Source organism: Spirosoma sp., assembly GCF_026391055.1.
Lineage (GTDB): Bacteria > Bacteroidota > Bacteroidia > Cytophagales > Spirosomataceae > Spirosoma.
This window is the reverse complement of sequence record NZ_JAPLET010000030.1, coordinates 262,872-275,849: the sequence shown is the minus strand read 5'-3', so window position 1 is coordinate 275,849 and position 12,978 is coordinate 262,872. Positions and strand designations below refer to the sequence as shown.

Below are 12,978 nucleotides of genomic sequence, written 5' to 3'. Positions count from 1 at the left end.
CCGAAAATCAGTACACATCGGTAAGGCCGAAGATGGGCTTGTTGGTCTTCCATTTGCCACGGGTAAAATCGGGGATGTCGACGGCTTTACTGCCGCCCGCAATGCTCTGCTCCGACAGCGGGCTGATGGCACTCCAGGCCGCGGCATCGTAGACGTCGATGGGCGGGGCTACCTGATTTTTGATGGATTCGATGAAGCCGCGCAGCACGAAAAAGTCGATGCCGCCGTGTCCGGCATTCTGCGCCGTTTCGGCATGCTGTTTCCAGAGCGGGTGGTCGTATTTTTCCTGGTACGGGGTGAACGATTCCCATTGGTGCGGCTTGGGGCTGACGCCTTCCAGATAAATGGTGTCGCCGTCGTCCATCCAGATTCCCTGCGTACCCTGCGCCCGGAAACCCAGTGAGTAGGGGCGGGGCGAGTTCGTGTCGTGGATGATGACGATATTCTCGCCGTTGGCACATTCGACCATGGTGGTCACCACGTCGCCCAGTTTGAAGTTCACTTTGGCATTGGGGTGATTGGCCCCGCCTTTGTCCACAACATACTTGTGCAGGCCCCGGCTCTTAGTCGCCATGGACGTCAGCCGGACAAACTGGTTGCCCCGGTTGATGTTGAGCCAGTGGGCCACCGGCCCCAGGCCGTGCGTGGGGTATAGGTCGCCGTTCCGGTCGACGGAGTGCTGGGTGCGCCAATGGGCTTCCGAGAACCCTTTTTCGCCGAATTCAGCGCCGACGCCACGGGCGGTACCGTCGTTGAATTTGATGTTCCGCAGATCGTGTTCATAGCCGCAGTGCGCGTAGGTCATCTCGCCGAACATACCCTGACGTACCATGTTAAGAATGGCCATGACATCGCGCCGGTAGCAGACATTCTCCAGCAGCATGCAGTGCGACTTAGTCTTCTCGTACGTATTGACCAGATCCCACGACTCCTTCAGCGTAACCGTAGCCGATACTTCGAGTCCGGTGTATTTACCCGCTTTCATGGATGCAACGGCCATGGGCGTGTGCCATTCCCAGGGGGTAGCAATCACGACACCGTCGATATCGTCCCGTTTGAGCATGTCCAGAAACGCTTCGTCGCCTTTGGTATAGGCGGGCGGAATTTTACGACCTGCCTTTTCAATCATGGCGTTGGACTTGGCGATGGCATCGGCCGAAATATCGCAGAGGGCAGTCACTTCGACATCGGACCGGTAAAGGGCCTGCTGAAGGTGGTTGCGTCCGCGCAGACCAACGCCGATGAAGGCCAGCCGTACTTTTGATAAAGCCGGTGGTCGACTGCCAGCCTGAGCGGTCGTATAGAGCGAAGGCATGAGCGGAACGGCAGCCGTGGTCAGGGCCGCCGTTCGAATGAAAGAGCGTCGAGTTGGAAGAGACATAAGTAACGAGGGGTTAGTCAGAAGATCAAGCCTGAACAGGTTACCGTCAGGCCGAATTGATTAATGACTGAAGTTAGCCGCAAGACTTTCTATTCTAAATAGCCGGAAACAGCTGAAGCTGACAATAATGCGCCCGATACTCTGCGCAAACGTTTGTCCTGCCGTGCGCAAACGTTTGTCTTAAATTGACGTTAATTTTGTGTTAAAGGCCGAAAAGGCTATTTTATGCAAGCGATCAGCTCAACGTATGAAAGAAGCGATTACGATCAAGGAAATTGCCCGTCGATTAAAGATCTCCCCGTCCAGTGTGTCGCGGGCACTTCAGGATAGTCCGCGCATCGGGCAGAAGACGCGCAGAGCGGTGCAGGACCTGGCGGCCCAACTGCGCTACACGCCCAGCCAGACAGCCCGTAATCTGCGCCGGGGTAAAACTGGCGTGTTTGCTATGGTGCTGCCTGAAATCCGGGAAAACTTCTTCTCTGAAGTTGTCAATGGCGTTGAAGAGCTGGCGTTTTCGCACCAGTATTCGGTAGCCCTGTATCAATCGCACGATCTGTTCGAACGGGAGCAGCAGATACTGGCCATGCTGACCCGAACTCAGGTCGACGGGGTGATGCTGTCGGTGGCTAAAGAGTCGCGGCAGTTCGATCATGTGCAGGATCTGATCGACCGCGGCATTCCGGTGGTGCTGTTCGACCGGATTCCGCCCAATATCGATACGCATCAGGTAGGCTGCGACATGGAGAAAGGCGCGATGGAAGCAACCCGGTGGCTGGCCGGGCGTGGGTTCAAACGAATAGCGCTGCTGAACGGCCCGCAGCCGCTGGTAGCCAGCGAAGATCGGTACAGAGGCTACATCAAGGCCTTGCTAGCCGAGAACCTGCCAGTCGAAAATGCGCTGGTGAAACGGGTCGACCTGAGCCCGGAAGATACCATCCAGAAAATGACCCAACTGCTGAGCGCCAGCCACCCACCCGATGCCGTACTGGCTTTCAATGATTATGTGGCCCTGGACGCCATGCAGGTTTGTCGAAAAAATGGGTTGTGCATCAATACTGACATTTCGTTTGTCAGCTTCGCCAACCTTCCCCTAACGGCCTACATGGACCACTCGCCCCTGGCGTCGGTGGAACAGCATCCGTATCAGATTGGCCGCAAAGCCGTCGATATTTTACTATCCGTTCTTGATTCGGGCGAAGTTGAGTCAGGCTTTCATCGGATCATGCTCGAACCGGAACTGGTTGTCCGGGCGGTTTCGTAGCGAAGAGGGTATTGATTTGCATCGAACCGCTGATGGGCGTGGTGTCACTTCTCTTGCCGGATCAGGCTTATGGCTTTTTCGAGAAGTTCGTCACGGCCAGCTTCAATGCCCCGACGGGTGGGACGCATCTCCACATCTACCCCTACGCCAATGCGCTGGGTTTCGCGGCTATCCGGATAGTTCACGCCAATGCCGCTGATCATGGTTGACAGACCGCCGGGCAAATAGAAAGCAGAGACGTTGCCATCGGCCGCAGCGGTTGTACTGCCCAGGACGATAGCGCCAGGTGCTTGTCGGAAGGCCATCGTATGGTACTCCGCCGAACTTTGGGTCATCTCATTGACTAGAATAACGACTTTACCCTTGTAAGCCTCCCGCACACCACGCTCACCGACCAAGATGGGCGACTGCCATCGGAAAAGGCCGGGCGTTTCCACGCTCCCTGCCGTGAACTTAGCGAACAGCTTAGGGGTAGTGAGGTACCTACCCAGCGAAAAAACGACAAATTCCGATGGGTAGCACCGCAGATCAATAATCAGACCTTTGGTGCTGTTGAACAGCCGCATGATGTCGGGCAGTTTGCTGGCCTTTATGTTCCCCAGGAATAGGTACCCAATATCCGGGTGGAGGAGCTGATAGCAACTGTCTTTGGGGAAACTGCTGTAATCGATGCGATCGCTGAACTGCGCCTGCCCTGGTTTATACCGATTTAAAACGACTGTCTGCGTTTTTCCTGCTCGCTCAATTTCCAGCCGAACCGTGTTTGTATGACCCGACAACAGGTCACGACCAATATCGCGAAGCTGGGTGGGTTCATTCGAAGCGGGATAATAAGGCTTGCGCTGTTGCACGAGTGAGCTAGTCGAAACCCCGTCGACAGAGGTAACAACATCGCCCAGCTTTAGCCCCGATAATCTGCCCAGCGAGTCGTTAAAGAAATTAGTAACCACGAACTGATTCTCGATATGCCTGACCTGAACGGGCGAAAAGAAGGCTCCTTTATACTCCTTCCGAATAATTGGGTCGCCCCATACATTGGCGTGCGTATCGTGAATTCGTCCGATGAGGGATAGCGCGGCCAGTCGATACGACAGCGAATCACGGGCATTGACAAAGGCCGGAATGGACGTCGGCAGAACCTTGGTCCAGTCTTCGCCGATGAGGTGCTTGTAAGGGAAAAAGTACTGAATGATGTTCCAGTAGCGATAGAGCGACAAAAGCCGGTAGCCCGCATCCGGTGTGGTCATCCGTCGGTAAGGCAGTTCATTTTTAAATTCGGGATTGCCCACCTGCGGAAACAGGCTGATGTAATAGGACTTGTTCGGGCGTTTGGTTTGCCGAATGGCCGCTAGTTGTGCCTGTAAAGGCTCACCCAGCCGGGCTACATCTGTAAGCCAGGCGAGATCTGGGCGTAGAACCGCCTGCGCCGTGTCGGGCTCTTTGGCGGTCGCTTTTACTGGGCCAAATGTGTTCAGCCAGTTTAGTAACACTTCGTTTCGCTGGGTCGTAGACGTTGCTTTCAATAGGGGAGGCATCACGCGAAATAGTTCGGCATCCATATTATGCTTGCCTTCGGCCACAGCAGGATGGTAGTATTTGACAAACCCCCATACTTTACCCAGCAAATCCAGGTTGTCGATTTGCTGTTTGGTGAGTGAAGTAAGTTCAATGCCCGAACCACTGGCAAAAGCTGTATCGGTCTGGGCTTTCATGAGTTTCACTACCTTTACCGGGGCATTTTCGACGGGCGTTCCATCGACCGTCAGTTCAACATCGTCGAACCAGGCGGTTCCTTTGCCGACCAGTATTCCCCCCATATGAATACTGGCGGCTTCGTCGGGCATGGCGAGGGTAATGGTGACTTGCTGCCAGTCGGTTGTACCTTTTATACCCCGGCTGGCCATGTTGTCAAATGCCAGCGCCTTGCTGGCCGCATCGTCGATTCGCATCCACAGGCCTGCGTAGGTGTTTGGCTCAGTACCCGTACCGCTGGTTTTGATGAAGGCTTTCAGTGTGAGTTTTTTGCCCGCAAAGGTGGCCGGTATCCGCCAGTGACTACCCCCGAACGTGCCACTATTTTTATAGGCAACCTGAAGCGCATACCGGCCGCCGTGCGTTACCGACGAATCGAGGGTGAACAGGTAATCGTTGCTAAGGCTATTCCAGCCAACGGGCTGTCCGGTAGCGGTACGTTGTTCAAACCCGAAGTTATCTGTTTGTGCGTAGAGAGAGAGGCTGGTCAGGTAGGCGAGCAGAAGGAGATAAGGGTTTACCATACAGGTTGAGGGTGTTGGCTATTGACTCACAAACGAGACCATACGGCAAACTCTACCTGTTGGGTTTAGTAAATTAGGAAATATTAACGGATGGCTATGGGTTAAACTCTACTCCGCCATCAACTCCGTCAGAATCTTCTGAGCCGCTACGGAGATGACCGTGCCGGGACCAAATACGCCTTTAACGCCCGCATCGTACAGATACTGGTAATCGCCCGCCGGGATGACCCCCCCGGCAATGACCATAATATCGTCGCGGCCAATCTTTTTCAGCTCATCGATGAGTTGCGGCACCAGCGTTTTGTGCCCCGCAGCCAGACTCGATACGCCCACAATATGCACGTCGTTTTCTGCCGCCTGCCGGGCTACCTCGTCGGGTGTCTGGAAAAGTGGCCCCATGTCGACGTCGAAGCCAAGGTCAGCGAAACTCGTAGCGATGATCTTGGCACCCCGATCGTGACCGTCCTGGCCCATCTTGGCCACCAGAATTCGGGGTCGCCGACCGTCGAGTTCGGCAAATTTGTCGCTCATTTCGCGGGCGATGCGGAAGTTTTCATCGTCCGATACTTCGGCTGAGTAGATGCCGGATACGGCCCGGATGGTGGCCTTATGGCGACCAAATGCTTTTTCCATAGCGTCAGAAATTTCCCCAAGAGTAGCGCGGTGCCGGGCTGCTTCTACAGCGAGTGCCAGAAGATTTTTCTCCGTCCCATTAGTTTCGGGGGAGGGTTGGGGCGGAGTCATGGCCGCTTCGGTTATGGCATTCAGAGCCTGCTCCACTTTCTGATTATCCCGTTTCGCCCGAACGTCTTTGAGTCGGTTCAGCTGGCTTTCACGTACCGCTTTATTATCGATATTGAGTAATTCTATGTCTGTTTCCGAAGAAGGCTTGTACCGATTGACGCCCACAATTATGTCTTTGCCGGAGTCGATACGGGCCTGTTTTCGGGCTGCGGCTTCTTCAATCCGAAGTTTTGGCAGACCTGTTTCAATGGCTTTTGTCATGCCACCCAGTTGTTCTACTTCTTCAATGAGCGCCCATGCTTTTTCGACCAGTTCTTTAGTCAGGTATTCGACATAATACGATCCGCCCCAAGGATCGACAGCGCGGGTGATGTCAGTTTCATGCTGTAGATAAAGCTGGGTGTTCCGGGCAATGCGAGCCGAAAAATCAGTTGGCAGCGCAATGGCTTCGTCAAGCGAGTTGGTATGCAGACTCTGCGTACCCCCGAGCACCGCAGCCAGAGCTTCGATGGTTGTTCGGGCTACATTATTGAATGGGTCCTGCTCAGTCAGGCTATAGCCTGAGGTCTGGCAGTGGGTGCGTAAGGCGAGTGACTTTGCGTTTTTCGGGTCGAACTGCTTTACAATTTTGGCCCAGAGCAGTCGCCCCGCCCGGAGCTTGGCAATCTCCATGAAGTGATTCATGCCAATACCCCAGAAGAACGACAGACGTGGAGCAAAATCGTCGATACCCATGTCCGCCCGCAGGCCCGTTCGGATATACTCAAGTCCATCCGCCAAGGTGTAGGCTAGTTCAAGCTGTGCTGGTGCGCCCGCTTCATGCATGTGATAGCCGCTGATACTGATGGAGTTGAACTTAGGCATGTGCCGGGCCGTGTACGAAAAAATATCGCCCACAAGGCGCATGGATGGCTCCGGTGGGTAGATATAGGTATTCCGGACCATGAACTCTTTCAGAATGTCATTTTGAATTGTACCCGCCAGTTTTTCCGGTGGCACGCCCTGCTCTTCGGCAGCTACGATAAAAAAGGCCATAATGGGCAGTACGGCCCCATTCATCGTCATCGACACCGACATCTGGTCGAGGGGTATCTGGTCGAACAGGATTTTCATGTCTTCGACCGAATCAATCGCTACCCCGGCCTTGCCTACGTCGCCTATCACACGTGGGTGATCGGAGTCGTAACCCCGATGAGTCGCCAGGTCAAAGGCCACGGATAAGCCCTTCTGACCGGCGGCCAGATTACGCCGGTAAAAAGCGTTTGAGGCTTCGGCGGTCGAAAAGCCGGCATACTGGCGGATTGTCCAGGGCTGACGGACGTACATGCTGGCGTATGGCCCCCGCAGAAACGGCGGAATGCCGGCCGCATAGTTCAGGTGATCGGCAGCCTGCAGGTCGGTCCGTGTGAAATGCGGCTTCAATTTGATGCCCTCGGCAGTCGGGAAGGCACGGTCGGAACGCACGGACGAGAGTTGATCATCGGGTAAGGCATTATCGGCCGTCGGGGAGAGTTGGATGGTCTTAAAGTCGGGTCTCATGACAGGTACGGTGACTAAAGTTTATTCAAATGGTTGAGCTAATCGACGGTATGGCAATGCTGTTTCAGGAGCTATCGGCGGCTTATAGGACGCAGAGCCGGGTTCGTTGAATCGAAACTTCGTAACCCCCACCAGCACCTTGCCCGCCTGTACTGCCTCAACCTTTTCCTGATAAGCTTTGTCCAGTTCAGTTTGTATGAATCCAGCGGAGATGGCTTTGGCATACCCGCCCTTTTCTTCGACTGTCAGAAAGAGCGTCCAGGCGGATTCGACCAGTTTATCGGTCAGGATTTCTATGTAGTACGAGCCAGCTGCCGGGTCGGCCACTTTATCCAGATAACATTCATCCCGCAACAGAAGTGAGATGTTCCGTGCCATGCGGGTAGATAGATCGGAATCGGCCGAAGTGCCCAAAACGGCATCGTATGGGTGTACGGTCAGTGCATCGCACCCACCTATAACGGCGGCCATAGCCTCAGTAGTAGCCCGAAGCAGGTTAGTATTGGGCGTGGCCGCAGCATCGTAAAACGTCGATGTCTGGCCGTGAATAAAGAAAGTCGACTGCCTGATTGATGGGGAATAAGCCGCTATCAGGCGGTTTAGTAACACACGCAGGGCCCGAAGTTTGGCAATTTCAAGAAAAAAACTGGTACCTATCGACATCGACACTACCGTTTTGGGAATGAGCTGCTCAAGGGCCAGTCCGGCATCGGTCAGCTGATCGTAGGTATCAGTTAATGAAGCCAGGGTAAAGGCCAGTTCCTGCGTGGCCGTGGCTCCGGCATTATGAAACGCGTGACCACTGGCGCAGATAGTACGAAACTGGGGTGAGTCGAGTGTCTGGCGGGTTATGGTTGCGGTCGACTCGCTGATAGCAGTCAACAGGCCACCTTTAAGCTGATAAGGAGCTACGCTTTTGAGGTCCTGTATGAAGTGAGCAGTCTGCTCGGCAGGTAGCCGGACGAAAACCGGTATGTCGCTCAGTTTTATGCCGTTCAATAAACGGGTAAGATTCTCGGTTGTCCAGTTGATATGCGCGGGCATCGACAGCACAAGTGCATCGGCACCCTGAGCAAGGGCGTTCCGCAGCCCCTCGTTATCTGATTTGTCGCCGGTAACCAGTCTTTCCGGAGCGTTGAGCCATCCCGGCAGCTGCTTTTGGGCCGCTTGTACCGTTTTTACCGAAGTCGTTCCTGTTAGTTCCTCGGCGGTAAAGTAAGGGTCAAGGCTAAATCCCTCCGGGCTGTGCCAGCGAAGACTTTCCATGGCCTCAGCGCCATTTTGAGCGGGCTTAAGCTCTTTGAGTACTTGCGCCATCCAGTCTGATTTGCTGGTGGAAGGGAATATCGTTGAAAAAGAAGACACCATCAGGTTTGTTTAGTGCGAGATACCGGTAAAAGTACTGTTTTTCTTTTTTACAGAGATAAGGCAAAAATTTCACGCATTTGCTATAAGCCCGATTGCATTATTCAAAGGTATTTTCATCCGGCATTGCCCTTCTGTTCGAATAGCGTATTTTTAGCATACCATTAAAAGAATGACCAATAAGTCAGAAAAACGTGACCTAGGCAGTATGGGCCGGTCAGATATTTTCATACATTTGTCTCCCTTTTTTGACGGCCCCCAACGTAACAGAAGTATAAACCCGTGAATGTAACTCCTCAGACCGGCATGCAGCGTGAAGTAACGACGGTGTGGAATCGCTGTCTGAATGTCATACGGGAGATTGTCCCCGAACAGAGTTTTAATACATGGTTCGAGCCAATTGTTCCCCTGCGGCTAAATGGTCATGTCCTGACCATTCAGGTACCGAGTGAGTTTTTCTACGAATGGCTGGAGGAAAACTTCGTACACGCCCTGCGTAAAGCCCTTGACACCGCTATTGGACGCGATGGCCAGCTCGAATACTCCATCATTGTCGATAAAGGCAACGAGCAGAACCGGCCGCTTACGGTTAATGTGCCCACTACCAAATCGACGCACACCTCCAAGCCGGACAATGTCAACCCCGATATTCTGAAGAGTCCGTTCCAGCTCAAAGACCTCGATTCGCTAACGCTGGACTCGTACCTGAATCCAAGCTATACCTTCGACAATTATGTGGAAGGTGATTGTAACCGGCTGGCGCGATCGGCAGGTTATGCCGTTGCCGAGCGACCGGGCGTAACCTCGTTCAATCCGCTCATGATCTATGGCGGGGTGGGGCTGGGTAAAACCCACTTGGTACAGGCCATCGGTAACTTTATCAAGAATAACAACCAGGGCAAGTTTGTCCTGTATGTTACGTCGGAGAAGTTTACGAACCAGTTTCTGAATGCCGTCCGTTCGGATGGTATTCGCGACTTCACCTCGTTTTATATGCAGGTCGATGTGCTGGTGATCGACGATGTGCAGTTTTTGCAGAAGAAAGAGAAAACGCAGGAGATTTTCTTCCACATCTTTAATCACCTCCACCAGTCCGGTAAGCAGATTATTATGACCTCCGACCGGGCACCGAGGGCACTGGACGGGCTGGAAGATCGGCTATTGTCGCGTTTTAAGTGGGGGTTATCGGCCGATTTGCAGACGCCCGACCTCGAAACCCGTATCGCCATCATTCAGAAAAAACTTCAGGCCGAAGGGATTTATATTGACGACAATGTGATCGAGTACCTGGCGCATAGTGTCAATACAAACGTTCGGGAACTGGAGGGCGTCATTGTGTCGCTGATGGCGCAGGCATCACTCAACCGGCGGGAAATCGACCTTGAGCTGGCCAAGCAAACCCTGCGCAACATCGTTGTCGACTCCGATCGGGAAGTTACGATCGACTCGGTTCAGGAAGCCGTTGCCAGCTTTTTCAACGTAACCATTGCCGACCTGAAAGCGAAAAGCCGAAAACGCGAACTGGTTCATCCCCGGCAGATTGCTATGTATCTGGCCAAAGAGAAAACCGACCTGTCGCTGAAATCCATTGGCTACCATTTTGGCGGGCGTGACCACAGCACCGTCATCCATGCCGTACAAACGGTAAGTGATCTGGTCGCCAAACATGCCGAAACCCGTGATATTATTGAGAAGCTAAAGGGCCAGTTCAAATAAATGGAACCGGCCAACTGAATCGGGATACTCTCGGAAAGAGACTTTACCCCGGTTTATTCGTCAGCATGTTTATCATGCTGAAAACTATCACCCGCTCTGAACTTAATACCGATGCCTGGGATACCTGTGTAGCAAGCTCCCGTCAGGTAAGGGTATACGGCTATTCATGGTATTTGGATGCCATACTGCCCGCACCCGAGTGGCAGTGGATGGGCATCGTGAAGGTAGATAAGTCTGGAGCGTACCAGGCGGTGATGCCGGTTCCATTACGTCGGAAACGGGTTGCCGGGATTGCGTACCGGTGGGTTGTACACCAGCCGTTTTTCTGCCCCTTCCTGTCCATCTTTAGCGCTGGCGTATGGCTGAATACGGCCCCATTCTTTGAACAACTGCTCGAGCAGTATCGGTATGGTTCGCTGTTTTGTATACAGCAACAACCCGGCATCGATCTTTCTTCCGTCGCCTGTCATTCACGGACTACCCATACCATCGACCTGTCGGTCGGTTACGATCGTGTTTACGCTGCTTACACACGCGACCGTAAACAGAACCTGCGCCGTGCTTGCCATGAATTTGGGGTTAACGCTCGCTGGGCTTTCATTGAGTCAGCAGATATTGGTCCGTTGCTGATATTATTCCGGGAAAACCATGCCGATACCATTGATGGGGGCGTTGCCGACTGGGCCTATGAACTGTTAAGGATGCTGGCTCAGTCGCTGCATAAACGTGGTTTATCTGTGCTGCGATACGCCGTTTATGATGGCCAAATTGAAGCAGGTGCTTTGTTTGTCTGCGAGGAGACCCGTATTACGTATCTGTTCAACGCGGCCTCTCCATTAGGTCGAAAAGCGAATGCCCGCACGATGCTTATCGACCAGTTGATTCAGGAAAAAGCGGGCCAGCCGGTAGTCTTTGACTTCGAGAGCCCCGAAAAGCCTTCAATTCGTAGCTTTTATCAGAGTTTCGGGGCGATTGAAGAACCATTCTGGGCGCTGCGCTGGAATCGACTGAGTACAATTGAAAACTGGTTACGCACTGGCTGGAGCTACTTTAGAAAGCTACGATGATAACGTCAGACCAACCGAAAAACCGTTTACCTGCAATAGGTGAGGGGAGACACCAGCTTGTAGTCCGGATTTGCCTTGACGAGTTCTTGTAATACACCAACATGAGTCTGCCCAAAGAGTAACAGCAGTTTCTTGCCCTGATACTGACGCTGGCTTATCAGGGCATTGCTGTAAATTTTCAGGTTTCGATTGTAAAACAGACTGATAAATTCGGCACCGATGTACCGTTTGTCAATTTTGCTCACATCCAGGGTGTTCGTGGCCGTTTTGGAAAACTCGCCGTTTACCACTAGAGCCGGTAAGTTATAAAACAGGCGATGCGTAAGCGCGATCATTTCCGGCTGATTGAGCCTGCGTATGTATTCGTATACCGATAAACTGTCTTGCTGAACCTGTTTTTTTAACGGACGGGCAAGTCCCTGCAACTGTTGCAGCGCTCGTTGATACACATCAATGTTGGTTCCGTCGGTCAGTAGTGACTGCGATGTGGCTTCGTAATGATCAACGCAATAGACACGCTTATGCTTTAAGCGTTTTGCCAGGGCAAACCCAATTTGGTAGGTCTCACTACGTCCGTAAGGCAAGTCATCCAGGGTCAACTTCCCCGCTGAATAAAGGGCGAATAAACTGTCGATTCGAGGTTGTTCGATGGGGTCGACTTCAACCATAATCATATCGGGGGCGTAGGCCTGAAAGCAGGTATTGAGTTGGTTGATTTCTGCCTGTTTTTTAGGACTATACACATCCGACTGGGGCTGTTGGTTATAGAGTTGGTTCAGGTGGTCGAAGCCTGCGAGCATAATCTGAACGGAAGGTTGGTTTTGGGCACTGGCATCAATAGCCAGTAGGCCAACCAGGCAAAGGCCAATAAACTGGCGGTATAAATAAATCATATGGGTGAATTAAACCTGAGCAGAGGGCAATAGCGCACTGGTCAGGCATCAGGGCGATGGTTGTTTGTCAATGACTGTTTGAACAGGGGAGAGCGTTAGAAAAGAAAACCGAGCTTGACACTTACATTGTCAGAATGTTCGGAGCTGTTGTACCGGTCCCCATTGTAGTCGGCCCGATTAAGTACATACTGTGACAAATAACCAACACTCAGCACAAGCGCCGATTTTTCGGACACGTAAGTGCGAATGCCAATGGCCGGGTTAATGTATAGATCTCCCTTGCTGCTGGTGTAGGTCGTTTTGACGTTATCGAGCAGTAGACCGTAACCAATATCGCCTACCAGCATCAAGGCCGTTCGCCCACCGATATAAGCCCGTACGTCAGCGAAGATCGGCATGAAGTTGACGATATTGGTAGAGCCCGTACTGAAGCGTACATAAGAAACGCCCAGGCCTGCCGAGAAGTGATCGTTTGGTTTGTAGCCGTTGACCGTTGAAACGGTTATGGCCCCGGCACGCCCGTCGATGCTGGGCGCGTACCCAAATTCACTGATATTGACGTAACCCGATGTTCGCTTTTGTGGGGTAAAGAAGGATTGCCCAATCACATTGGTTGTTATGACCAGAAAGAACAGTAGAAAGAATGATTTTTTCATAACGTTTTTTTTACTGAACGACGAATGTAGGAAATGACGCGAACATGAGGTAGCGGTAGTTACAGATAAATGAATGAAAT

General features: G+C 52.7%; 9 protein-coding genes. 3 read left to right on the top strand and 6 right to left on the bottom strand.

The window, feature by feature from the left end; translation table 11 throughout:
* Positions 1–7: 7 nt before the first annotated feature.
* Positions 8–1,381, bottom strand: a complete 1,374-nt coding sequence (locus NT073_RS30260; RefSeq protein ID WP_297381640.1) for a Gfo/Idh/MocA family oxidoreductase — start codon at positions 1,379–1,381, stop codon at positions 8–10.
* A 247-nt stretch (positions 1,382–1,628) separates the two neighbouring features.
* Here NT073_RS30260 and NT073_RS30255 point away from each other — a divergent pair, with 247 nt between their 5' ends.
* Positions 1,629–2,642 (top strand): LacI family DNA-binding transcriptional regulator, encoded by a 1,014-nt coding sequence (locus NT073_RS30255; protein ID WP_297381638.1) that lies wholly within the window; start codon positions 1,629–1,631, stop codon positions 2,640–2,642.
* A 44-nt stretch (positions 2,643–2,686) separates the two neighbouring features.
* Here NT073_RS30255 and NT073_RS30250 read toward each other — a convergent pair whose 3' ends face one another.
* The 3 genes from NT073_RS30250 to NT073_RS30240 form a co-directional block, all read right to left on the bottom strand.
* Positions 2,687–4,918, bottom strand: a complete 2,232-nt coding sequence (locus NT073_RS30250) for a S41 family peptidase (protein ID WP_297381637.1) — start codon at positions 4,916–4,918, stop codon at positions 2,687–2,689.
* A 108-nt stretch (positions 4,919–5,026) separates the two neighbouring features.
* On the bottom strand, positions 5,027–7,201 hold the full coding sequence (scpA, locus tag NT073_RS30245; RefSeq protein ID WP_297381636.1) for a methylmalonyl-CoA mutase: 2,175 nt from the start codon (positions 7,199–7,201) through the stop codon (positions 5,027–5,029).
* A gap of 21 nt (positions 7,202–7,222) precedes the next feature.
* Positions 7,223–8,518 (bottom strand): methylmalonyl-CoA mutase family protein, encoded by a 1,296-nt coding sequence (locus tag NT073_RS30240; protein ID WP_297381634.1) that lies wholly within the window; start codon positions 8,516–8,518, stop codon positions 7,223–7,225.
* 354 nt (positions 8,519–8,872) lie between these two features.
* Between NT073_RS30240 and dnaA the strand changes: the two genes are divergently transcribed.
* Positions 8,873–10,282, top strand: a complete 1,410-nt coding sequence (dnaA, locus tag NT073_RS30235) for a chromosomal replication initiator protein DnaA (protein ID WP_297382158.1) — start codon at positions 8,873–8,875, stop codon at positions 10,280–10,282.
* A gap of 74 nt (positions 10,283–10,356) precedes the next feature.
* Positions 10,357–11,349 (top strand): GNAT family N-acetyltransferase, encoded by a 993-nt coding sequence (locus NT073_RS30230; protein ID WP_297381632.1) that lies wholly within the window; start codon positions 10,357–10,359, stop codon positions 11,347–11,349.
* Between the two features lie 26 nt (positions 11,350–11,375).
* Here NT073_RS30230 and NT073_RS30225 read toward each other — a convergent pair whose 3' ends face one another.
* Both NT073_RS30225 and NT073_RS30220 read right to left on the bottom strand, forming a co-directional pair.
* Positions 11,376–12,242, bottom strand: a complete 867-nt coding sequence (locus NT073_RS30225) for a DUF5694 domain-containing protein (RefSeq protein ID WP_297381630.1) — start codon at positions 12,240–12,242, stop codon at positions 11,376–11,378.
* A 95-nt stretch (positions 12,243–12,337) separates the two neighbouring features.
* Complete coding sequence (locus NT073_RS30220) at positions 12,338–12,898, bottom strand: hypothetical protein (RefSeq protein ID WP_297381628.1); 561 nt, start codon at positions 12,896–12,898, stop codon at positions 12,338–12,340.
* Positions 12,899–12,978 lie beyond the last annotated feature (80 nt).